Genomic DNA, 22,057 nt, shown 5'->3' with positions numbered 1-22,057 from the left:
GCCCCGATCAAATTCCCAGCTTGCGCGACAGGTCGATCATCCGCTGCACGGAAAGGCGCGCTTTTTCCGCCACGTCGGGGTCAACCTCGACCTGCCCGGTCATGGTGTCCAGCGCGTACAACACCTTTTCCAGCGTGATCTTTTTCATGTAGGGGCACATGTTGCAGGGGCCGACGAAATCGACCTGCGGCAGCGCATCCGCGATGTTCGACGCCATCGAACACTCGGTGATCAGCATCGCCTTTTCGGGCTGTTCGTCGGTGACATATTTGATGATGCCGCTGGTCGAACCCGAGAAATCGGCCTCGGCCACAACATCGGGCGGGCATTCGGGATGCGCAATCAGGCGGGTGCCCGGGTTCCATTCGCGGAACTCACGCAGGTCCTGCGCCGTGTATTGCTCGTGCACGATGCACGAGCCTTCCCACCAGACCACGTTCTTCTGCGGCACGTCGCGGGCCACGTTCTGCGCCAGGTACTGGTCGGGGGTCATGATGACCGTGTCGCTGTCCATCGCCGCCACGATCTGCGCCGCGTTGGACGACGTGCAGCAGATGTCGGATGCCGCCTTCACCTCGGCCGTGGTGTTCACATAGGACACGACCGGCGCGCCGGGATAACGGTGGCGCATCTCGGCGATGCCTTCGGCGGTGATCGACTCGGCCAGCGAACAGCCGGCCTCCATGTCGGGCATCAGAACCGTCTTTTCGGGGCTGAGGATCTTTGAGGTCTCGGCCATGAAATGCACGCCGCATTGCACGATCACCTCGGCCTCGACCTCGGTCGCCTTGATGGCCAGCTGCAGGCTGTCGCCGACGAAGTCCGAAATGCCGTGATAGATCTCGGGCGTCATGTAGTTGTGGCCCAGGATCACCGCGTTGCGTTCGGCTTTCAGATCGTTGATCGCCTTGACATAGGGCGCGTAGATCGCCCAGTCCGCTGGCGTGACGACACGCGACATGCGGTCGTAGATATCGCTCATGCTGGCGGCCAGCTCGGGCGACGGGGTCAGGTCGAATTTCTCGGAAAGAGGCGCGCGCTGCGCGGGGAGGTCAAACACTGGACTGGTTTTCCGCCTGTTGCATAGGTGGCCTCGTTCTTATGGGGTTTCCAAACCGTTTTCCACAGTCGAACCGCGAAAAAACGCCCCGAAGTTCATCGGGACGTTGGGCTACGTGACCAAATATCGCGGACAGGCCGGAGTCACCCGGCGTCAGGCACCTCAACCGTGCACCAGACACAGTCATGATCCGAAAGCGGCTTGGCGTCAGCGGTCAGCGACGACAGCAGACCCCGGTCGCGGCAGATCATCCCCTTGCCGGCAAACCAGTCCAGCTTCATCACCCGGTCCGGGTGCGGCGTGATCAGGCTGGGCCGGGTGGTGTGGCCTTCGGTCGTGAACTCCCAGGAAAATCCGCGCTGCTCCGCCAAAGCAAACAGGGTTTCCCGGCGCCAGTCGAAATCCGGTGGCAGGTGGTTGCCGGTATTCAGATCGCCACCGATCAGCACCGGCATCCCGGGCGCAAACTCATCGAGCGCATCCAGCAGTAGCTGAAACTGCGCATGGCGATGCGCGGCCGCGGCGTTGCTTTCCAGATGGGTGGAGACCACGCATACAGGCCCGTTCTCGGTCGCGACTTCTGCTGCAATCGCCATTCGGCCACCCAGCCGCGGTTGTTGCGGATCCGACGCCCCGGACTCGGCCGCAAACCAGTGGCCATGGTCGTCAAGACGGATCATGGCCACGCGTTTGAACGGAACCGAGGACAGAATCGCGTTCCCATGCCACCCGAGGGTGTTGAAATCATCCTTGCAAAAGGCGCGCTCGGTCGGACCGCCCAGATCCAGTTCGTAGAACTCGACTCCAAAGGCGTAGGCCATACCCAGCTTGTCGGCCATTTCGGCCGTCGTGTGACGTTGACCGGTACGGGACATACCGTGGTCCACCTCGGACAGCAGAACGATGTCCGGGGTCACAGCCGCCAGGTGGGTTGCGTTCTCTTCGGGGAACAGGCAGCGTTCCACATTCCAAGCCGCAGCCGAGAAACGCGCGCCCAAAACGTCCCGGGTTGCGTTTCCGCCCAGTTGCACCGCGTTCATCGCCGGTGTCTGCGCCATCAGGGCGCGGTGCGCCTTGGCCGTTCGCGGCGCCGCCAATATGCGGTCTCGGACATCATCCGAGACCGGCGGCAAAGACGACACGATCTCCGTGATCACAAGGCTTTTCCAGTTTCCGGGTGGAACAGGCTGATCGCGTCGGGCTTGAGTGAGATCCGCGTTTCTCCGGGCGCGGCTTCGACATCCTTGCCCACGTGGATCGTGAACTCCTGATCTGCCAGACGCCCGTGCAACAGGCGGTGCGCGCCAAGCTCTTCGATGATTTCGACGTGAAAGGCGATCGAGCCCTCCGCCCCGATCAGTACATCTTCGGGCCGCACACCTACAGTCACCGCGCCAGACCCTTCGGCCGTGGCAAGCACCGTATCGCCGTTGATCATCACGCGGCCGCCCTCCAGACGTGCGCCGATCAGGTTCATCGGCGGAGCGCCCATAAAGCTGGCCACGAAGGTCGAGGCCGGGCGGTGATAGATCTCGGCCGGGGTGCCGATCTGTTCGATCCGGCCCGCGTTCATCACGATGATGCGGTCAGCCATGGTCATCGCCTCGACCTGGTCATGGGTGACGTAGATCGAGGTCACGCCCAGACGCCTCTGCAACGCCTTGATCTCGATGCGCATCTGGTTGCGCAGCTTGGCATCGAGGTTCGAAAGCGGCTCGTCGAACAGGAACAGCGCCGGATCACGCACGATGGCCCGCCCCATGGCGACCCGCTGGCGTTGACCGCCCGACAGCTGTGAGGGCTTGCGATCCAGAAATTCGTTCAGGTTCAGCATCGAAGCGGCTTCGGCCACCTTGCGTTCGATTTCGTCCTTGGGCGTCTTTCGATTTTTCAGACCATAGGCGATATTCTTGCGCACGGTCATATGCGGGTACAGCGCATAGTTCTGGAACACCATGGCGATATCGCGATCGGCCGGGTCAACATCATTCATGACGCGGCCATTGATCGTCAATTCGCCTTCGGTGATTTCTTCCAGCCCGGCCACCATGCGCAGCAGTGTGGACTTGCCGCAGCCCGACGGGCCGACAAGAACCACGAACTCGCCGTCACCGATGTCGAAACTGGACGGGGTCAGCGCCTCGGCGCCGTTGGGATAGATTTTTCGGATGTTCTTCAGGGATACCTGAGCCATTGATTCTGCCTTACTTGTCGGATTCCGTCAGGCCCTTGACGAACCAGCTTTGGAAAAAGATGACGACCATGACCGGGGGGATGATGGCGATGATCGCCAGCAGGTTGGCCCGGCCGTATTCGGGAATGCGGTTGCCCTCCAGCACCTGCGTGATCTGCTTGATCCCGCGCACCAGGGTGAACATGTCCTCTTCGGTAGTGATCATGGTGGGCCACAGGTACTGGTTCCACCCGAACACGAACATGATGATGAACATCGCCGCAATCATGGTACGCGACAGCGGCACCAGGATGTCGATGAAGAATTTCACCGGGCCGGCGCCATCGATACGCGCGGCCTCGACCAGTTCTTCGGGGACCGAGCGGAAGAATTGCCGGAAGAAGAACGTGGCCGTGGCCGAGGCGATCAGCGGGATGATAAGGCCCTGATAGGTGTTCAGCATCCCCAGTTTCTGCACCACTTCGTACGAGGGCAGAATGCGCACCTCGAGCGGCAGCAACAACGTGGTGAAGATCACCCAGAAAGCCAGCGTGGCGAAGCGCAGACGGAAATACACGATCGCATAGGCCGCCATCATGCCGATGATGATCTTGCCGAGGGCAAAACCGATGCCCAGGATGAACGAGTTCTTGAGCATGTTCATGCCCGTGTTCTGGCCGGAAAATCCCGAGGCCTCGAACATTGCCTTCTGGAAGTTGGGGGCAAGTTGGTCCCCGATCGTCAGGCTGGGTCCGGTCTTGATAACCTCGACATCCGGAACGGTCGTCATCTGGAAGATCATCAGCAGCGGCAGCATCATGAACAACGAGCCGACGATCAGGATCGTGTGATCAAGGATCGTGGACAGTCGGATGCCGCGCTTTCGCGTTTGGGTGGGTGAAGTGGCGGACGCCATCGCAGGGGTATGTGCTTCGGTCATTGTCTGCCCTCCTTACGTGTAGTGGATGCGGCGTTCGACCAGCCGGAACTGGAACACCGTCAGGGCCAAAACCAGCACCATCAGAACAACCGACTGCGCCGAGCTGCCACCCAGATCGTTGCCTCGGAAGCCGTCCACGTAAACCTTGTAGACCAGCGTCATCGGGTTGTTGCCCGGCTCACCCTTCACCATCGTGTCGATCACACCGAAAGTATCAAACAATGCGTAGGTGATATTGATGATCAGCAGGAAAAACCCGGTCGGCGCCAACAGGGGGAAAGTCACGTCCCAGAACCGGCCCGTGGACGAGCGGTTGTCGATCAAAGCCGCCTCACGCACCGATCGCGGAATCGATTGCAGGCCAGACAGAAAGAAGATGAAGTTCACCGGAACCTGTTTCCAGACCGAAACGATAACCATCGCCGTGGCGGTGTCATTGAAATTCACGCCCAGTTTGAAATCCCACCCGATCGAACGCGCCAGTTCGGTCAATGGCCCCCAGCTCTGGTTGAACAGGATCAGGCCGATGAAACCCGCCACCGGCGGCGCCACAGCATAGACCCACATCAGCAGCGTGCGATAGGTCTTGGCGCCGCGCAGCACATTGTCGGCCTTCACGGCTAGCAACAACGCGATCGACAGCGAAAAGAACGTGACCAGAACGGTGAAGATCACCGTGAACCAGGCAATGCTGAGATACTCGGAATTCCCGGCAAGGTCGCTGTAGTTGTCCAGCCCGACGAAGGTCGACCCAAACCCGAACGGATCCTGAAGGAAGAACGAAGACTGCACCGCGTGAGCGGCAGGCCAGTAGAAAAAGACCGCGATGATCAACAGCTGCGGCAACAGCAGTAGAACCGGCAGCCAGCGAGTGGAAAAACCAGCGCGTTTCATGAAAACTCCGAAAAAGGGAGGACGGTCGCACTTCTGCGACCGCCCGTTTCTTGGCGAGTGGGATCAGCTCTGGGTTTTTGCGAAACGCTCGAGCAGACCGTTGGCTTCGTCCTCGATTGCTTTGAAGGCGTCCTCGACCGAGGTTTCACCGGTCAGGATCCGGCCATATTCGCGGTTCATCACGTCGCGGATCTGGACGTAGAAGCCCATGCGATAACCCTTGGTGTTCTCACCCGCAGGCAGCGACAGCTGCTTGATGCCGACCTCGGCCGCCGGGGCACGGTCATAGTGACCATCGCCCTTCGCCATTTCATAGGCGGCGGTGGTGATCGGAACATAGCCGGTCTCGCGGTGCCACATGTACTGGGTTTCGGGCTTGGTCAGGAACTCGAAGAATGCCGCGGTCGCTTTGTTTTCCTCGTCGCTCTTGCCGGCCATCGCGAACAGGGCCGCGCCGCCGATGAAGGTCTGCTTGGGCTCTTTGGTCACCGCTTCCCAATAGGGCAGGAAGGTGGCCGAAAACTCAAACGGCAGATCCTTCTTGGACAGGCCGCCGAACGAACCGGACGAGCCCAGCCAAATGGCAACCTTGCCTTCTTCAAACGGGGTCTGGTTGTCGCTCCAGCCGGTGCCGTACCATTCGAAGAACCCGTTGTCTTTCCAGTCTTTGACGGCGCTGAAATGTGCCTTGATCGCGTCGTTGTTGACAAGAATCTTGGTGCCGTCAGCGCCTTCATAGCCGTTGTCGTTGGTGGCAAACGGCAGGTCGTGGCGCGAATGGAAGTTCTCGGTGAAGATCCAGGGCAGATGCGACTGCGACAGGCCGATATAGCCGGCCTCTTTCAGCGCCGGGGCCGTCACGGTCTGGAACTCTTCCCAGGTTTTCGGCGGCGTCACACCCGCTTTTTCCAGCGCATCGACGTTGTAATACATGATGGGCGAGGACGAGTTGAACGGCATCCCGATCATCTTGCCGTCGCTGTCGGCATAGAAGTAGCGAACACCCGAGATATAGTCCTCGATGTCGAACGTAACGCCGTTCTGTTCCAGCAGGTCCTGAACCGGAACAGTCGCGCCCTTGGCGCCAATCACGGTGGCGGCGCCGGCGTCGAATACCTGCAGGACGTTGGGCTGTTCACCCGCACGGAATGCGGCGATGCCGGCAGTCAGAGTCTCTTCATACGTACCCTTGAAAACCGGCGTGATTTTGTAGTCGTCCTGGGACGCGTTGAAATCCTCGGCAATCTGGTTGACGGTGTCACCCAGGGCTCCTCCCATGGCGTGCCACCACGTAATCTCGACTTCGGCCGAGACCGTATTCGCCATCATCGCGAACGCGGCAGCAGCAGCACCTGTTTTGACGTTTATCATGTAGTTCCTCCGATTCATGTTGCGCCCCTACGGGCGGGCCAAAGCCCTGGAAACTACGGGGTATTTCCCCCGATGACGTATTTCACATCCAGAAAAAGGCTGACACCTTTCGCAAAATGTGCACACGTGTTCACTAGCTTCCAACCGTGACAGTTTGATGAAAGATTCGATTCATTGCAAGAATGTTGAAACCCTCTGAAAAGGTGAAACGCCAACCGCATGTGTAGCGATAGAAACAAGGACGCAAAACGCCCCCGGCGCGCAACGGCCCAGACCGTTGCAGACCTTGCGGGCGTCTCGCGTTCAGCTGTTTCGCGCGCTTTCACGCCCGGAGCCTACGTCGCCTCCGAGAAGCGTCGACGTATCCTGAAGATCGCGGCCGATACAGGGTATCAACCGAATGCACTGGCGGCTGGCCTCAAGGCGGGGCAATCAAATTTGGTCGCCGTCTTCGTCGGCAACATGCGCAGCCCCTACGACTCGGCCTTTGTCGGTGAACTGGCCCAAGCCCTGAGCGGGTTGAAGAAATGGCCCATTCTGATCGACCGAACCGGCGCCAACACGGATCAGGCGCTGCGAGAACTGCTGCGCTATCCGTTGGACGCATTGATTCTGCGCGGCGGCAGCATGTCCGAAGAAATCGTGGACAGATGTGCGCGCTTCGGCATCCCGATGATCTCGTCAGGCCGTCCCGTCCAAGGGCCCCGTGTCGACAATGTCTGCTGCCGCAATGCCGATGGCATGACCATGATCACCGACTTGCTGATCAGCAGGGGACGGCGCCGGTTCGGGTTTCTCAGCGGGCCCGAGGAGTTCTACTCGTCTTCGCGGCGCCGCGCCGGGGTTCTCCAGGCGCTGGATCGGGCGGGGCTTGACCTCGTGGCCGAACACCCGACTGATTACTCGGTCGACAGCGGATACGGCGCCGCGCGCAGCCTGCTGTCCCGCGCCTCTCTGGATGCGCTTGTCTGCGCCAATGACGCCACGGCGATCGGGGCGCTATCGGCTGCGCGCGATCTGTCTCTGAACGTTCCCGGCGATTTGGCGATTGTTGGTTTCGACGACATCGCCATGGCGAAATGGCCGACATTCCGCCTCACGACAGTCCGGAACCCCATCGACGCCGCCGTTGACGCGATCATCGCGCTGCTGGAGCGTAGGCTGGTCGATCCCGGCCGTCCCGAAGAGAGTATCTTTTTGGACCCCAGCGTCATCGAACGCGAGACGCATTGAACAGCTGCATCAATCGAGAAGCCTAGGCAGGGCCACCGGCGAACTGCTTGAGTTCCACTCCGCTCTCCTGCAGGGCACGGCGGACACCGGCCGCAATCGAAACGGCCGTTGGCGTGTCTCCGTGCAGGCAGATCGTGTCGATGCGGGTCGGGATATGCTTACCGCTTTCGGTGATGATCGCCCCGGCCTTGACCATCTCGACCATACGCGCGGCGGCCCGGTCGGGGTCATTGATCACCGCGCCGGGCAGGCTGCGGTCGACCAGCGTGGCGTCATCGTTGTAGGCGCGATCGGCAAAGATCTCGCAGGCCACCGGACAGCCCAGTTCGCGCGCAGCGCGCTGCTGGGCGGTTCCGGCCAGAACCATGATGATCAGATCCGGGGCAACCGACAGCGCCGCTTCATAGCACGCCCGCGCCATCGCCTGATCCTCGGACGCCATGTTGGCCAGCGCGCCGTGCAATTTCAGATGACGCACCTGTCCGCCGGCCGCCCGCGCCATCGCCTGCGCCGCGCCGACCTGATAGCGGATCAGGTTCTGCAGCGACGGCAGAGGATAGTGCATCCGCTGACGCCCGAAGCCGTGCAGATCGGCAAAGCCGGGATGCGCACCGATGCCCACGCCGTTTTCGACCGCCTGCGCCATCGTCGTGGCCATCACGTCCCAATCACCCGCATGAATCCCGCAGGCCACGTTGGCCGACGTCACGATCTTCAGCAGCGCCGCGTCATCGCCCATTTTCCAGGGGCCAAAGCTTTCGCCCATATCGGCATTCAGATCGACTTGATGTGCCATGGCACAGGCTCCTTTTCTACAAAACGTCCTCTTCGCGGGCGATGGCGCCGCTGATCAGTTGATAGGATAGAAGGTCGGACATGCTGCGCGGATCGCGGATCAGCGGGCGCAGCGCCCGGGGCAGCGCGGCGCGAGCCTGGGCGGCGGCGCGCTCGGCCGCCACCGCTTCGTCCAGCGACACGAAGCGGAACCTCAGGTCGGCCCCGACCGGGGCCTGCGCCACCTTGGGCAGGTCGCAGGGCAGAACGGTGCCGATGCGGGGATAGCCGCCCGTTGTCTGGCATTCGGCCATCAGCACGAAGGGCGTGCCGTCGCCGGTGACCTGGATGTCACCCGGCACGATGGTTTCCGAGAGCACGCTGCGCCCGCCCGAGACATGAAAACCCGGTCCGTCGCTTTCCAGCCGCACGCCCATGCGGTTGGCGCGCGCGTCCCGACGGAACGCGGTGGCTTGCAGCCGCTCCAGAACGTCTGGGGCGAACAGGTCAGTCTGGAAGCTGGCCACGATGCGGATTTCCCCGCCCGAAAACCGGTCGTCAGGGTCGAAGGTCATCCCGGTTGCACCGCCCGCGTCCGGGCCGATCGCCAGCCGGTCCCCTGCCTTCAGCAGAGCACCGATCCCCGCCGTCAGATGCGCCGAACAAGCGCCCAGAACCGGATCGCCCTGAACCCCGCCGCCGACGCTGAGATATCCATAGCTGCCGGCCACGGTTGGTCCGATGCTCAACCGCGCGCCCGCAGGCAGCAGGTGCGAGGCGTTCCAGACCGCGGTCGCGCCATCGATCTGCGCCCGCATCCGGGCGCCTGTCAGAGCGATGCGCAGGTCCTGATCGGCCTGGAACTCGCCGCCCATCCCGGCCATTTCCACGGCGGCAAGACTGTCGGGCTGCCCCAGCAACGCCGCGCCTTCGGCCAGGGCAAGGCGGTCTACTGCACCGCCGCGCGACAGGCCCATGTCCAGATATCCGGGCCGCCCCATGTCCTGCACCGTCAGGCCGGGCCCGGCGCGCAAAATGGTCAGATGCGCGCTCATGCCAGCGCCTCGCAACTGGCGCCGCCGCGCGGATCGCTGCGCATCCGCGCCAGCGTTTCCGGGTCGGTGGGCGTGAACTGCACCTCATCCCCGGGGCGCAAAAGGAAAGGTTCGGGAACATCCGGCTGGAACAGACGGATGGCGGTCTGGCCCACATGCTGCCAGCCGGTCGGCGTGGTGACCGAGAACAGCACAAGCTGCCGCAGCGCCACCGCCAGCGCGCCTTCGGGCACGCGCGGGGTCAATTCTTTTTGCCTGGGGATGTCCCAGGCGGGCGGCAATTCACCCAGATAAGGCTGGCCGGGGGCAAAGCCGATGGTTTGCACCCGCACCCGCGCCTGGGAAAGCGACCGGACCGCCTCGGCCTCGGACAGGCCCGCCGCCTGCGCCGCCTGCCCCAGCTGCGGCGCCAAATCCGTACCGAAGACGGTGGGCACCCGCCAGAACCTGCGCCCGCCGGGCAAGTCGGCCGCGTACCAGTCTCGCTGGTCCAGCAGCGCCTGCACTTGCTGGTGCAACGCGGCATGCGTCAGGCGCAGCGGATCGAACCTGACAAAGGCCGAGACCAGCGAGGACGAGGTTTCTTGGACCCCCTCCCAGCCCTCCGCCTCGAGCGCGGCGCGAAAGGCCAGCGCAGCCCGGTTGGCCGGTTCGCTGAGTGCGGCGGCAAAGCTGATCAGCAGCCCGTCCACCCCGGCGGTTCGTATGATCGGAAAATCCTGCATCGCCCCCGTCACATCTGGTTCGGCAGATAGGTCACGATGCCGGGGAAAACCACGATGATCACCAGAGCCACGATCATCAGGAAGAAGAACGGCAGCGCCGCATGGGCCACCCGAAGGATGTCGCGCCCGGTCAGCGATTGCAGCACGAACAGGTTGAAGCCCACGGGCGGTGTGATCTGCGACATCTCGACCACGATCACCAGGAAGATCCCGAACCACAGCGGGTCGATCCCCGCCTGCATCACCATCGGCATGATGACCGAAGCGGTCAGCACCACAACCGAGATGCCGTCAAGGAAGCATCCCATGATCACGAAGAACACGGTCAGCGCCGCCAGCAGCGTGAAGGTGGACAGGCCCAGCGACCCGATCCATTCCGCCAGCACGCGCGGGATGCCGGTAAAGCCCATCGCCACGGTCAGGAACGAGGCCCCTGCAAGAATGAAGGCGATCATGCACGAGGTCACGGTGGCCCCCATCAGCCCGTCGACGAAGCTTGCGCGGGTCAATGTGCCCTCGCGCCAGGACAGCAGCAGCGCCAGCACCACGCCCACGGCGGCCGCATCGGTGGGCGAGGCGATCCCGGCATAGATCGAGCCGATCACACCGACGATCAGCAGGATCACCGGCACCAGTCGGCGCGAGCGGCGCAGCTTTTCCGCAAAACTCGCGCGGATGTCCTCGGTGGGCAGGTTGGCGCGGTTGATCAGCGCCCAGATTGCGACATAGCCCACGAACAGCCCCACCAACAGCAGTCCCGGCAGAACTCCGGCCACGAACAGGCGGGCGATGGATTGCTCGGTCGCCACGCCATAGACGATCAGGATGATCGACGGCGGGATCAGCAGGCCCAGCGTGGCCGAGCCGGCCAGCGTGCCGATGATCATCTTCTCGGGATAGCCGCGGCGCGAGAGTTCCGGGATCGACAGTTTGCCGATGGTGGCTGCGGTGGCCGCCGAAGACCCCGACACAGCCGCAAAGATCCCGCAGGCAAAGACGTTCACATGCAGCAACTGCCCCGGCAGCCGGTTCATCCAGGGCGACAGGCCTGTAAACATGTCTTCGGACAGGCGCGAGCGGAACAGGATCTCGCCCATCCAGATGAACAGCGGCAGTGCCGCCAAAGCCCAAGAGTTGCTGTGCCCCCACAAGGTTGTGGCCATGACCAGCCCCAGCGGCGCATCGGAGAACAGCGCCATCGCCGCGATCCCGACCCCCAGCAGCGAAAACGCCACCCAAAGGCCAGACCCCAGAAAGGCGAACAGCAGAACAAGAAGAATGATGGAAAGCGTGGCAATCGACATCTGCTGGCCCTATTCGCTCAGAAGGTTTTCGCCCTTGCCGTCCCAGCTGGGCGCGCGGCCCGCTAGCAGACCGACCAGCTCGTCGATCAGGGCAAGTGTCAGGATGGCCAGCCCCAGCAGGACCGGCATCTGCACGATCCACAACGGCACCGACACCATGCCGGGGCTGCGGTCGCCATATTCCAGAGATTCCAACACCAGCAGACCCAGATACCAGGTGGCATAGGCGCTCATGGCGAGGGCAATCGTCACCACGCAAATCTCGGTCAGGCGGCGCGGCCCCTTGGGCATCCGCCCAATAAGCAGCGTCACCCGGATATGCCCGCCGGCGCGCAGCGCATAGGCCAGCGCCAGAAAGCTGGATGCGGCCAGAAAGAATCCGGTGAAATCGGCATAGGACGGGATGGTCAGGCCCACGCCCTGCCCGGTCAACGCGGCCCAGATCTTGTCGGCCAGGTTGAGCCCGACCTGCGCAAAGACCAGCACGACGATGGCCAGAATGAACAGCGCCGCCAATCCGCCGGCCGCACGATAGATGAAATCAAGACTGCGCCGCAGCATCGCCATCCCCTCCCATTGTTATCGAACCCGGCCGGACGTGTCGCGCCCGGCCGGGTCGGATCGTTTACTGCTGATAGGCCTGCAGCAACGCAGCGCCCGAGTCGCCGGCCTCGGCGGTCCAGTTCTCGAGCATCTGCGCACCGATCGCGCGCAGGCCGGCCATCAGTTCTTCGGACGGCTGCACCACGGTGATGCCGTTTTCCTGCAGAACCGCGGTCTGCTTGGCGGTCTCGGCCTGGCTCATCTCCCAGCCGCGGGCTTCGGCGGCGGCGGCGGCCTCCAACACGGCGGCCTGAGTCGCGTCATCCAGACGGCGGAAGGCGCGCTTGTTCACCACGACCACGTTCTTGGGAATCCAGGCCTGGATGTCGGTGTAATGGGTCAGGAAGTCCCACGCCTTCGAGTTCACCCCGGTCGAGGGCGAGGTGATCATCGCTTCGACCCGACCGGTGCTGAAGGCCTGCGGAATGTCCGGAACCTCGACCTGCGTGGGTGCGGCCCCCGCAAGGTTGGCGAATTCTTCCAGCGTAGCGTTGTAGGTTCGGAACTTCAGGCCCGCCAAGTCATCCACGCTGTTGATTTCCTTGGTGGTGTACAAGCCCTGCGGCGGCCACGGCACGGCGTACAGCACCATCATGCCCTGCTCATCCAGCAGGCCGTTGATCACGTCTTTCTGTGCCACCCACAGCTTTTGGGCGTCGTCATAGTTGGTGGCCAGGAATGGCAGCGAATCCGCGCCGAAGGCCGGGTTGTCATTGGCCAGCAACGACAGGAAAAACTCTCCGACCGGCACCTGACCACTGCGCACGGCCTTGCTGATCTCGGGGTGCTTGAACAGCGACCCTGCGGAATGGACCTTGATTTCAAGGGCGCCGTCGGTGGCCGCGGCTACGTCCTTGGCGAAGTCGTGGATGTTCACGGTATGGAAGGTGGCATCCGGATAGGGCGTCGGCATGTCCCAGGTCTCGGCCTGCACCTGCATGGCCAACCCGGCCAGCGCGGCAACCGCGCCACCGGCAATCTTCATCAGTTTCATTTTGGCTCTCCCTGCTTGAGTACTGGCGCAGAAGCTGACTCAACGTTTGCAATTTGTCAACGTTTTGTTATCGTTTTGACCGAAACGCTGCAGAGTCCAAAGGTCAGCACGTTGAAAACACACGCACTCCATGCCAAAACACTGATAATTTCTCAGCGTTTTGCAGATCAAAAGGCCGCAACATGACCGATTCTTCCCCCGACACGCGCCGCATCGTTTCCTCTCGCCACTTGGCCGAGGGCGAAGGCTGGGAACTGTCCGAACTCGAATTCGGCCTGATCATTGTCTACAACGCGTTCTCCCGCTGGATGACCCGCTGCATGGCCGCAGCTGGGCAGGCCGATCTGGGACCGCTCGACATCCTGATCCTGCACAATGTCAATCACCGCGGCCGCGACAAGCGCTTGACGGACATCTGCTTTCTTCTGAACATCGAGGACAGCCACACCGTGAACTACGCCCTGCGGAAACTGCTGAAGGCCGGTCTTCTGACGTCGGAAAAGCGCGGCAAAGAGGTGTTCTACCGCACCTCACCCGAGGGCGTGGAGCTATGCGACGCCTACCGGAAAGTTCGCCAGCAGTGCCTGCTGGAAGGGCTGTCAGCCACCGACCTGTCGGGCCCGGATCTGAGGGACCTGGCCCGCGACCTGCGCGCCCTGTCCGGCCATTATGATCAAGCCAGCCGCGCGGCGGCATCTTTGTAGCCAGTCGGCAAAGCCCCGCGGCCAAGGCCTGTTGCATCGATCCCTTCGAGACTTTAGGCCAAGTACAACCAACCCGGAGGACCCGATGCTCACGAATTTTGGCTGGAAGTCGTTGAAACTGTTTTTGTCCAAAAAGCAACGTGAAGAAACGAAAGTCTATCGCCTGCTCAGCGACACATTCGGCCACTATCGCTCTTTGGTCGAAGGCCGGCCGGTTGATGCCCAAGGGGCCGAGATTCCATGGTATTGCTATCCGGCTATCGAATTTCTGGATGGCCTCGAGTTGTCCGGGCTGAGTGTGTTCGAATATGGAAGCGGAAACTCCTCGGCCTTTTTTGCGTCCCGCGGGGCGGTGGTGACGGCCATCGAACATGACAGGGAGTGGTTCGAAATCACTTCGCAGCGTTTGGCCGGACTGGATGGCTTTGCGATACATCACGCGACCGAAGCCAAAGAGTATGCAGAGCGCCCTGAAATCAACGATGCGGATCTGGTGGTGATAGACGGAACGCACCGCGTACCTTGTGTCGACTTTGTTACCGCCGAGATCGGGGCAGGACGCGCGAAACCAGCCCTCATAGTGTTCGACAATTCAGATTGGTACCCGGAGACGATCTCGCGCCTGGAACACGCGCTGGGTTGGTGGCGGGTTGATTTCTGTGGGTTCACGCCAATCAACACATACACCCAAGCGACTACCGTTTTTCTCAATCCGGAACGCAATATTCGCAGGCTCGGCCCGATCCAGCCGACCGGTGGCCACAAGAAAATCTCGATCGAAGAGCTTGGCCAACACGGGAAAGGCCGCCCAGCACCTCAATAAATGAAATCACCATGACACACCTTCTTCGCAGACTTCGTCGACGCCTCATACTCGATCTGTTCCGATACCCGGTGCGCTACGCCCCCTACAACGATTGGGGCGACAAGCTTGCACTCTGGTACTGGTTCTTCGTTCAGCATGACCGCTTTCCCAGCTCCAAGATGATTTTCAATGACGTGCTGTACCGATTGAAAACAACCGATGCCATGGTCCGGCCGGATCGGGTCGCTACATCTGACAAGGAATTGGTCAAGGAATTCGCCATCCCGCTGATCGGTGCTGACCATGTCGTTCCGACTTTGGCCGTTCTGCGAACCGAGGCAGAGATCGACAACTACGAGTTTCCTACCCCTTGCGTGGTCAAACCGACTCAAGGCTGCGGAGGCATTCATTTCCTGTTCCCCGGCGATACGCCCGACCGATCGTTGATGAAGTCTCAGCTGGCCGAGAACTACTATTACCAATATCGCGAGAGGAACTACAGAGACCTGCAGGGAAAGCTCATCGTTGAGCCGATGCTTTTTGCCGGACAGCCCGTCAACGACTACAAGGTTTTCTGCTGGCGCGGGGAGCCGCGCTGCATATTGTACGCAAACGACCGCCACCACGAGTTCTACCGCGTACTATTCGACACGGATTGGACAGAATTGCCGATTCCGCTAAGCCCTGCAGTGCAAGATCGCCCCCAGCCACCACGGCCCGACAGACTTGATGAGATGCTGCAAGCCGCCGCCAAACTGTCCAAACCCTTCGACTTTGTCCGCATCGACTTCTACGCCGACCCTGAAAGAGTGCTGCTCGGTGAAATCACCCACCTGCACAACGGCGGCAACGAACAGTTTGCCAGCCTTGAAGATGAGCTTGCATTGTCTCGCCATATCTTCGGTTCGATTGACCCGAAAAAGACCGTTTGATGCGAAAACGCGGCCGAGACGTTTGATTCAACGGTCGCTCTTGGAACAAGTGGTGCGGGTGGAGGGACTTGAACCCCCACGCCTTGCGGCGCCAGAACCTAAATCTGGTGCGTCTACCAATTTCGCCACACCCGCAACACGGCGCCGACGCGCCGAATGGAAGGGCTGATAACAAACCTTTTGGACAAGCGCGAGAGGGAATCTTGCCGTCTGCGGCGGAATATTGACCCCCATTGGGAAACAATGGAAATTACCAAGGCGAGGGGAAGATCGACCCGCGCAACGGCGCAAGAATGTGTGGCATCCGGCTTCCCAGTTTATTTTTATAGCCAAATGGAATTCATAACGCTGAGACCCGTCGTTTTTGGAACGAAACAAAACGCCATAATTGTTCTGTTTTTGGACACATTCCCAAATTTTCGAAAATTACAAAATTCTCGCTGACGTTGTGGATCGCATGGGGGCGCCTAGACCACCGTTATCAACCCCACCCTGCGCCCAAAGTAATGCGGTCCCTCCGCCTTCTGCCGAGACGCGCACTTAGCCTTCGATTCGCCTTCCTATTTTCCGTATATTTTTCTGAGATTTATCCATCGATCGAGATCATCACGACAACCCAAATTGCACGCAAAAACACACCCCGAATTCACACCCAGCGGTCTTGCCTGTTTTGATTAATACATCCTGAAGTTGCGGCATTGTCATGCAACGCCCACCACAATTGCGCCACATTTCAAACGCCAAAATATCTCAATCACGTCAAAATAACACCGTGATGAAGGTAATTCTGTCTACCAAGGAGTTAATGAGTCTTTTTCGCCTTTTTGGCACCGTACGAGTTTTTTGCTCAACTCCAGTACAAGGGTCTCAGTCGTGACCGAACAGATCAACTCCGCTGCCACCGAGCAAGACGTCGTCTTTCTTGCAAGAGAAAGCTTTGTCGGCGAGCTCAAAAACCTCAACCAGCAATTCCCGAACACGGGTTTCGGCATTGCCCTGAAGACACATGAGGGCAACGAATACCTGTTGGCAAATGCGCGAATGCCCCTTCCATCGGCCAAATCCAATGGGTTTCCGACCGGACGTCGGGTCGCGCGCCTGGACAATGGAACCCGGTTCAGCTCGATCGAAGTGCTGGCCGATTCGCGTGCCTTCGATACCATCTCGCCCGGAACCGAGGCCGAGATGCTGGGCAACGCTCTCGAACTGATCGCCCGGATCGACAGCTTTTCAGGCATGGCGCCTGCCAGTTTGACGGAATCCGGGCATACCCAAATCGCTGCAACCGGAACCGGAGGCTGAACATGGCCCGCAACGACCACCTTTTGTCCGTAGGAAACGAGGCATTGGCGCCGATGTCGGAAGCCATGTCCGCACTGACGACACAGATCGACCAACTGACAGAGGTGGCGGATGCGCGCTCGACTGCGCGGCTGGCCACGCTCAAGACCCGTATGGAAAACTTCACCGCCAGCGTCACTTTCGTCGGCCAGGTGAAGGCGGGCAAATCTTCGATCGTCAACATTCTGGCCGGTCGGCCGGGTCTGCTGCCGTCGGATGTGAACCCGTGGACCTCAGTTGTGACCACGCTGAACATCAACACCCGCATGCCCGGTGAATACAGATCCAAGTTCACCTTCTTCGAGCAGGAAGAATGGGACAACCTGATGGTCGGCGGTGGCCGTTTGGGCGAACTGGCCAATCGCGCAGGCGCCGACGACGAAATGGAAGACATCCGTCGTCAGATCGCGCAGATGAAGGCCAAGTCCGAGGAACGCCTTGGCAAGCACTTCGACCTGATCCTGGGCCAAAGCCACCAGTATGACTATTTCGACGAAGAGCTGATCCAGCGCTATGTCTGCCTGGGTGACGAAGACGATCCGGACATCAATCCGAAAACGGGCCGGTTCGCCGACGTGACCAAAGCCGCGGAATTGTATATGGACATTCCGCAGTACCCGATCGCGCTGAAACTGTGCGACACGCCGGGCGTCAACGACACGTTCATGGTGCGCGAACAGATCACTCTGCGCAGCCTGCGCGGATCGGAAGTCTGCGTCGTGGTCTTGGCGGCAAGCCAGGCGCTGACCACGATGGACATGGCGCTGATGCGGATCATCGCGCAGTTCGAGAACCGGCAGATCGTCCTGTTCGTCAACCGGATCGACGAACTGACCGACCCGGTCAAGCAAGTCCCCGAAATTCGCGACCGCATTCAGGACACGCTCAAGCAGAATGGCATCGACACAAGCACCAGTGTCGTTTTCGGAAGTGCGTTGTGGGCCGAGGCCGCGCTGACCGGCAACCCCGATATTCTCACCGACGATTCCCGCCAGGCCCTCAACACGTTCTATCTGGCCGCCGGTTTTGGTGATCAGGCCGCATCGCTAGACAAGATCTGGGCCCTTTCTGGTCTGCCTGACCTGCTGTTGGCCATGAACGAACGGATCGCCCAAGGCGCAGGCACGCGTCTTCTGGATCGGGTCCGTCACCGCGCCCGCAACATCGCAAGTCAGATTCGCGCCACCTCGGTCGCCAAGAGCCTGTCTGGCGGAGGCGGTGTTGTTCGCGATCTGGACGGCGTGTCACCCGAAGATGCGATCGCCACTGTCGCGGCCGAATATGACAAGAAAGCTGCTGCCCTGACGACATCCCTGCGCGACAAGGTGTTGGAACGTCTGGCATCGGCCGAGGCAAACTTCGTCAAACGTGCTACCGACTCGTTGATCGCGCATCTCGAGCAGAACGGCGAACAGGGCACCTGGCAATACGACCCGGCCGGGCTTCGTACCCTGCAGAAGGCCGCCTATTTCAGCTTTGCCCGCGCAATGCGCAAGGACGCCGGCGCGCTGTATTCCGCAGCCGCCGCGGATGTCGAGGCCCTGTATCAGAAGCTGCTGGGCAACCACTTGGGCGAATTCAGCATCGAGGCACCCATTGTGCCGCGCGTACCGCCTCCATTGGGCATTGGCCGAACGATCGCCCTGGACCTTCAAAGCACATGGTGGCGACGCTGGTGGCAACGCCGCAAAGGGTTTGAAGCCTATGCGGCGGACTACACCCGCCTGATCGCGTCAGAAGCCAATTCGATCACCAAGGACCTTGAAGAAACCCAGATCGCAGCCGTTCTGGAGAATGTTCGGGCCGTCCTGTCGGATTTCATGCGCGAGCAGCAGGAAACCCTTCTGAGCATCTCGCAATCGGCCGAGAAGGCACCGGGGACCGCCCCGGACCTGATGGCCGGGCTCGAGCCGAAGAAATCTCGTGACGAAATCCTCGGCGACATCCTCAAAGATCTCAGCAACGAAGCAGCGTAAGAAAGCCATGGCAAAAGATTCACAAATCCGCTTCGTCTCTCCTCGGGCATGGGAACGCATCGAGCAGTGGTCCCGCCGCAAACCGGTTTTTGCGCTGATGGGAGAGTTCAGCGCCGGCAAGTCCACGCTCATGAACTTCCTGCTGCGCAAGCAGGCCCTACCGACGCAGGTGACGGCCACCCAGCTGCCGCCGGTCTGGTTCAGTTGGGGCAACAAACCGGCTTACGTCCAGCGCCATGACGGGACCACTTCTCCGATTGGTTTGGACGAACTGGACAAGGTGGGCGTCAACGACGCGCAGTTCATCCGCATCTATCTTGAAGCGGACATTCTCGAGGCCGTAGACCTGATCGACACGCCCGGCATTTCAGACCCCAAAATCCAGGCCGATGTCTGGCGCCGTGCGGTGGGTCAGGCCAACGGGGTGCTGTGGTGTACCCACTCGACCCAAGCCTGGCGCGAGACCGAACGCGCCACGTGGGTTTCGTTGCCTGAACGGCTTCAGCACAACTCGCTTCTGTTGGTGACGCGCGCGGACGCATTGGATCTGAAAGACCGCCAGAAAGTGCTGCGCCGCATCAACCGCGAAGCGGGGCACCTGTTCAATCGGACAATCCTGTTTTCCGCCCGTGACGCGATCATCGCGCGTGACAAAACGGGCGACGCCGAGCTGTGGTCGCGCAGCGGCGGCGGCAAGATGATTGACAGCTTTCTCGAGATCACCGAGCAGATCATGGACAGCCGTGCGGAAAAGCTCGCCCGCTACCAGATCGACAAGAGCCTCGCCGGCACGCCCCCGGTACAACCGGTGCGGCCCGAACGATCCGATCGCCAGACCGCAGCGGAAGAGCCCGCGCCTTTCAAGTTGACCAACCCGCTGGATCAGGATGATGGATTCGAAGCGGTCCGGAACTCGGACGATGTGATCGCAACCTTCCCGGTTCGACCGGCCCGGGTGGAGCGCCGCGGCGAGTCGACCGAACGCGAACGGATCAACCCGGATGACGCCGACCGTTTGCGCGCCGAAATGACGCCGGTGCCCGATGACGATTTGCGGGCCTTGTTCCGGGACGAGAATGAGGATCGGCTCAGCGTCGCGGCAGCTTCGACAGCGGTGGCTCAGCTGGACGACGAAGACTTTGACGAGATCGATGACGATAGGCTCGATGTCGAGGACGACGAAATGCTGGTCGCAGATACCGATGACCAGACCACCGAGCAGGGTGCCCAGGACGAAGATCTGCTGGCCACGCTGTCCGAACGTTTGGTTGGCGAGACCCCCGCGCCGGTAACGGACGAACAGGACGAGACCCCGGGACCCAGTGTCGAGGACTCGGTCTCGTCCATCGCTTCGCTGTTGTCCCAGCAACAGGGTGACGATGCCACGACCTATGAACCTGAGCCGGAATCGAACGGCCTGGTCGCGGCACAAACCCCTGAAGACCAGGAACCCGAAGCGCCTTGTGAGCAGGTCAGCGAAGGCGAAACCTCGCTGGAACACCTTTTGAGCGTGCCGGCAGGAGCTCCGCTCAGCGCGGCGGCGATGTGGCGGGAAATCGCGGCCAGCGAAGATATTCCCCAAGACGTGGACGGGCTGCACGCCGTGTTCCAGGCCTTTCTTGAGGAGTTCGACAAGATCGCTCACGAGCACACCGGGCGCGACGAACAGGATACGATTCAACCCGTGCCAAATCCGAAAGACAGGGCGGAGTGGCATGTGTTGTAACGGGGCCTCAAGGAACACTTGGGAAACGATAGACCGTTTCCCGTCCCGAACGGCAATGCTACTCAGCGGCGCGACGGTTTCAAACCGCTGCGCCTTTGGGCTTAATAAGGGATAACAGAGCTTTAGATGACGATTGACGCCGCATTGACCACTGCCATGGAGACCATTCCCGACTGCATCGCAGCGGGATATGTCGACATGGAAACGGGCATGCTTCTGGGCATGTCGGCAACCGGGACCGAGGATGGCGCAGCCTTGGAAACCCTCGCCGTTGCGGTGGCAAATCTGTTTCAGGGCCGGGGCGTTCAAGCATTCGAAGCGCTGTTGGCCTCGGCCGGACTACAGGATCCGGAGAACCCGGGATTTGGGGAAATCTCGGTGTTTTCGAACGACCGGCTGCACATCTTCATGCGGACCCGGGCCTATCCGGAACACGTGGTCTGCTACATCTGCCGCGACAGCGCGAATATCGGGCTGACGCTTACGAAATCACATCTCAGCCTGGGGCCGGTAGCGGCCGCAGTTTAGACGGGACCAGAGGGGGTCACGGCATGATGGCGACAGACATAATCGACATGCTCGAAAACATCGGGCGGTCCGCGACGCCCCGTTTGTCGCCGGCCGTTCGGTTGACCGGGGACACGGCCGAGGCCCGGCGGGCCAGTATTCTGAACCTGATCCGGGGAACGGTTCTTCCAAGACGCTTGGAGTTCAACGCCCAGAACGGAACGATCCTGGCGATCGAGGTGAACAGCTCACGGATCACGGATGTTTATTCGGCGAGCACCGGCGCCCTTCCGGATTTCGAAACCGAACCGCGCGAAGCGCTGATCGAAAAGCTGGCGCGGCTCGTGTCCGACCTGGCAGCGACCGCCCCTCCGATCGAAGTGGTGTCTCTGAAACCGGACGGGCCGCTGGAGGCGGATGACGTCGGCATCACGTTCAGCGAGATGCAGAAGGCTTGTGACGAGATCGTTCTGCCGTCCGAGCCACGGGTTTCGGTTGTCCCGGACCCCGTCGAGGACACGAAAGAACAGGACAGCGCTGAAGGGCAAGAACCTAGCGTAGCCGCGGCTTTCTTCGACGGCGCCGAGCGGTTCGCCATGGGACGCCTGCTGACAAGTGCGGAGGGTGCGACCCAACAGTTCGATGGCGTGTGCGCCGATGGACAGCCTCTTCACCCTTCGGATGATCTGTTGACCCGGTTCGCACAGGATCTGGCGGGATGGGATGCCGACAATGCCGGGCTGCTCGAGCAGCCGCAACTGATCGTCATGCGGCCGTCAGGTGGCAAGGGCGCGGGTGTCGCTCTGGTCCGGGATGGTCGCAATATAGCCGCCGCCGTACATGACGCGCGCAAGCTGGGTGCCGTCGTCAACCTGTGGAAATCTCTGCGGGAGTCGGTCTGATGGCACCGCTTTCGCGACAGTTGAAGTTAAGTTTGAAG

General features: G+C 61.1%; 21 protein-coding genes and 1 tRNA gene. 9 read left to right on the top strand and 13 right to left on the bottom strand.

Annotated features, from left to right (window positions below):
* Positions 1–7 precede the first annotated feature (7 nt).
* The 6 genes from nadA to AC2FNZ_RS11030 all read right to left on the bottom strand — a co-directional run bounded on the left by nadA (position 8) and on the right by AC2FNZ_RS11030 (position 6,438).
* Positions 8–1,060, bottom strand: a complete 1,053-nt coding sequence (gene nadA / locus AC2FNZ_RS11055) for a quinolinate synthase NadA (RefSeq protein WP_496840658.1) — start codon at positions 1,058–1,060, stop codon at positions 8–10.
* Positions 1,061–1,203: 143 nt separating this feature from the next.
* The gene (locus tag AC2FNZ_RS11050; protein WP_496840748.1) at positions 1,204–2,214 is read right to left on the bottom strand and encodes an endonuclease/exonuclease/phosphatase family protein; all 1,011 of its coding nucleotides are present in this window, start codon (positions 2,212–2,214) and stop codon (positions 1,204–1,206) included.
* Positions 2,214–3,254, bottom strand: a complete 1,041-nt coding sequence (locus AC2FNZ_RS11045) for an ABC transporter ATP-binding protein (RefSeq protein WP_496840656.1) — start codon at positions 3,252–3,254, stop codon at positions 2,214–2,216. The genes AC2FNZ_RS11050 and AC2FNZ_RS11045 overlap by 1 nt, the downstream gene beginning before the upstream one ends.
* A 10-nt stretch (positions 3,255–3,264) precedes the next feature.
* A complete protein-coding gene (locus AC2FNZ_RS11040; protein ID WP_093963283.1) occupies positions 3,265–4,149 on the bottom strand; it encodes an ABC transporter permease subunit in 885 nt (294 codons plus the stop codon).
* A 36-nt stretch (positions 4,150–4,185) separates the two neighbouring features.
* Positions 4,186–5,067 (bottom strand): ABC transporter permease subunit, encoded by an 882-nt coding sequence (locus AC2FNZ_RS11035; protein ID WP_093963282.1) that lies wholly within the window; start codon positions 5,065–5,067, stop codon positions 4,186–4,188.
* A gap of 63 nt (positions 5,068–5,130) precedes the next feature.
* Positions 5,131–6,438: an extracellular solute-binding protein gene (locus tag AC2FNZ_RS11030; RefSeq protein WP_496840654.1), complete on the bottom strand. Its 1,308-nt coding sequence runs from the start codon at positions 6,436–6,438 to the stop codon at positions 5,131–5,133.
* Between the two features lie 219 nt (positions 6,439–6,657).
* Here AC2FNZ_RS11030 and AC2FNZ_RS11025 point away from each other — a divergent pair, with 219 nt between their 5' ends.
* Positions 6,658–7,671: a LacI family DNA-binding transcriptional regulator gene (locus tag AC2FNZ_RS11025; protein ID WP_496840652.1), complete on the top strand. Its 1,014-nt coding sequence runs from the start codon at positions 6,658–6,660 to the stop codon at positions 7,669–7,671.
* A 22-nt stretch (positions 7,672–7,693) separates the two neighbouring features.
* On the opposite strand, the gene AC2FNZ_RS11020 is transcribed toward AC2FNZ_RS11025, so the two are convergent.
* The 6 genes from AC2FNZ_RS11020 to AC2FNZ_RS10995 all read right to left on the bottom strand — a co-directional run bounded on the left by AC2FNZ_RS11020 (position 7,694) and on the right by AC2FNZ_RS10995 (position 13,126).
* A complete protein-coding gene (locus AC2FNZ_RS11020) occupies positions 7,694–8,467 on the bottom strand; it encodes a LamB/YcsF family protein (RefSeq protein WP_496840650.1) in 774 nt (257 codons plus the stop codon).
* Positions 8,468–8,483: 16 nt separating this feature from the next.
* Entirely contained in the window at positions 8,484–9,500 is a 1,017-nt protein-coding gene (locus AC2FNZ_RS11015) for a 5-oxoprolinase subunit C family protein (RefSeq protein WP_496840648.1), read from the bottom strand.
* Positions 9,497–10,225, bottom strand: a complete 729-nt coding sequence (locus AC2FNZ_RS11010) for a 5-oxoprolinase subunit B family protein (protein WP_496840646.1) — start codon at positions 10,223–10,225, stop codon at positions 9,497–9,499. Before AC2FNZ_RS11010 ends, AC2FNZ_RS11015 begins: the two co-directional genes overlap by 4 nt.
* A gap of 8 nt (positions 10,226–10,233) precedes the next feature.
* Positions 10,234–11,529 (bottom strand): TRAP transporter large permease, encoded by a 1,296-nt coding sequence (locus AC2FNZ_RS11005; RefSeq protein WP_170341618.1) that lies wholly within the window; start codon positions 11,527–11,529, stop codon positions 10,234–10,236.
* A 9-nt stretch (positions 11,530–11,538) separates the two neighbouring features.
* A complete protein-coding gene (locus AC2FNZ_RS11000) occupies positions 11,539–12,090 on the bottom strand; it encodes a TRAP transporter small permease (protein ID WP_367646480.1) in 552 nt (183 codons plus the stop codon).
* Between the two features lie 64 nt (positions 12,091–12,154).
* Positions 12,155–13,126, bottom strand: coding sequence for a TRAP transporter substrate-binding protein (locus AC2FNZ_RS10995; RefSeq protein WP_496840644.1), 972 nt, complete (start codon positions 13,124–13,126; stop codon positions 12,155–12,157).
* Between the two features lie 182 nt (positions 13,127–13,308).
* On the opposite strand from AC2FNZ_RS10995, the gene AC2FNZ_RS10990 reads away from it, so the two are divergent.
* The 3 genes from AC2FNZ_RS10990 (at position 13,309) to AC2FNZ_RS10980 (ending at position 15,567) form a co-directional block, all read left to right on the top strand.
* Positions 13,309–13,830: a winged helix DNA-binding protein gene (locus tag AC2FNZ_RS10990; RefSeq protein WP_093963275.1), complete on the top strand. Its 522-nt coding sequence runs from the start codon at positions 13,309–13,311 to the stop codon at positions 13,828–13,830.
* Positions 13,796–14,653, top strand: a complete 858-nt coding sequence (locus AC2FNZ_RS10985) for a class I SAM-dependent methyltransferase (protein ID WP_496833655.1) — start codon at positions 13,796–13,798, stop codon at positions 14,651–14,653. Before AC2FNZ_RS10990 ends, AC2FNZ_RS10985 begins: the two co-directional genes overlap by 35 nt.
* A gap of 71 nt (positions 14,654–14,724) precedes the next feature.
* Positions 14,725–15,567, top strand: coding sequence for an ATP-grasp fold amidoligase family protein (locus tag AC2FNZ_RS10980; protein WP_496833654.1), 843 nt, complete (start codon positions 14,725–14,727; stop codon positions 15,565–15,567).
* 50 nt (positions 15,568–15,617) lie between these two features.
* Here the strand turns inward: AC2FNZ_RS10980 and AC2FNZ_RS10975 are convergent.
* A tRNA-Leu gene (locus AC2FNZ_RS10975) sits at positions 15,618–15,702 on the bottom strand.
* Between the two features lie 738 nt (positions 15,703–16,440).
* On the opposite strand from AC2FNZ_RS10975, the gene AC2FNZ_RS10970 reads away from it, so the two are divergent.
* The 5 genes from AC2FNZ_RS10970 (at position 16,441) to AC2FNZ_RS10950 (ending at position 22,019) form a co-directional block, all read left to right on the top strand.
* Positions 16,441–16,869, top strand: coding sequence for a hypothetical protein (locus tag AC2FNZ_RS10970; RefSeq protein WP_093963272.1), 429 nt, complete (start codon positions 16,441–16,443; stop codon positions 16,867–16,869).
* Positions 16,870–16,871: 2 nt separating this feature from the next.
* A complete protein-coding gene (locus tag AC2FNZ_RS10965) occupies positions 16,872–18,884 on the top strand; it encodes a dynamin family protein (protein ID WP_496840642.1) in 2,013 nt (670 codons plus the stop codon).
* A 7-nt stretch (positions 18,885–18,891) separates the two neighbouring features.
* Entirely contained in the window at positions 18,892–20,610 is a 1,719-nt protein-coding gene (locus tag AC2FNZ_RS10960; RefSeq protein WP_496840640.1) for a dynamin family protein, read from the top strand.
* A gap of 126 nt (positions 20,611–20,736) precedes the next feature.
* Entirely contained in the window at positions 20,737–21,138 is a 402-nt protein-coding gene (locus AC2FNZ_RS10955; RefSeq protein ID WP_170365737.1) for a hypothetical protein, read from the top strand.
* A 26-nt stretch (positions 21,139–21,164) separates the two neighbouring features.
* Positions 21,165–22,019, top strand: a complete 855-nt coding sequence (locus tag AC2FNZ_RS10950) for a hypothetical protein (protein ID WP_496840638.1) — start codon at positions 21,165–21,167, stop codon at positions 22,017–22,019.
* The last annotated feature ends 38 nt before the right edge of the window (positions 22,020–22,057 follow it).

The organism is Ruegeria sp. SAZA006 (assembly GCF_059613465.1).
The sequence above is the reverse complement of the archived record's forward strand: the minus strand, read 5'-3'. Positions and strand labels throughout refer to the sequence as shown.

Coding starts and splice junctions, on each gene's coding strand:
- AC2FNZ_RS11010 (WP_496840646.1), bottom strand. CDS start 10,225: ATGCAGGATTTTCCGATCATACGAACCGCCGGGGTGGACGGGCTGCTG.
- AC2FNZ_RS11040 (WP_093963283.1), bottom strand. CDS start 4,149: ATGGCGTCCGCCACTTCACCCACCCAAACGCGAAAGCGCGGCATCCGA.
- AC2FNZ_RS11045 (WP_496840656.1), bottom strand. CDS start 3,254: ATGGCTCAGGTATCCCTGAAGAACATCCGAAAAATCTATCCCAACGGC.
- AC2FNZ_RS11020 (WP_496840650.1), bottom strand. CDS start 8,467: ATGGCACATCAAGTCGATCTGAATGCCGATATGGGCGAAAGCTTTGGC.
- AC2FNZ_RS11025 (WP_496840652.1), top strand. CDS start 6,658: ATGTGTAGCGATAGAAACAAGGACGCAAAACGCCCCCGGCGCGCAACG.
- AC2FNZ_RS11005 (WP_170341618.1), bottom strand. CDS start 11,529: ATGTCGATTGCCACGCTTTCCATCATTCTTCTTGTTCTGCTGTTCGCC.
- AC2FNZ_RS10965 (WP_496840642.1), top strand. CDS start 16,872: ATGGCCCGCAACGACCACCTTTTGTCCGTAGGAAACGAGGCATTGGCG.
- AC2FNZ_RS11000 (WP_367646480.1), bottom strand. CDS start 12,090: ATGCTGCGGCGCAGTCTTGATTTCATCTATCGTGCGGCCGGCGGATTG.
- AC2FNZ_RS10960 (WP_496840640.1), top strand. CDS start 18,892: ATGGCAAAAGATTCACAAATCCGCTTCGTCTCTCCTCGGGCATGGGAA.
- AC2FNZ_RS10985 (WP_496833655.1), top strand. CDS start 13,796: ATGATCAAGCCAGCCGCGCGGCGGCATCTTTGTAGCCAGTCGGCAAAG.
- AC2FNZ_RS10955 (WP_170365737.1), top strand. CDS start 20,737: ATGACGATTGACGCCGCATTGACCACTGCCATGGAGACCATTCCCGAC.
- AC2FNZ_RS11035 (WP_093963282.1), bottom strand. CDS start 5,067: ATGAAACGCGCTGGTTTTTCCACTCGCTGGCTGCCGGTTCTACTGCTG.
- AC2FNZ_RS11030 (WP_496840654.1), bottom strand. CDS start 6,438: ATGATAAACGTCAAAACAGGTGCTGCTGCTGCCGCGTTCGCGATGATG.
- AC2FNZ_RS11015 (WP_496840648.1), bottom strand. CDS start 9,500: ATGAGCGCGCATCTGACCATTTTGCGCGCCGGGCCCGGCCTGACGGTG.
- AC2FNZ_RS10950 (WP_496840638.1), top strand. CDS start 21,165: ATGGCGACAGACATAATCGACATGCTCGAAAACATCGGGCGGTCCGCG.
- AC2FNZ_RS10990 (WP_093963275.1), top strand. CDS start 13,309: ATGACCGATTCTTCCCCCGACACGCGCCGCATCGTTTCCTCTCGCCAC.
- AC2FNZ_RS10995 (WP_496840644.1), bottom strand. CDS start 13,126: ATGAAACTGATGAAGATTGCCGGTGGCGCGGTTGCCGCGCTGGCCGGG.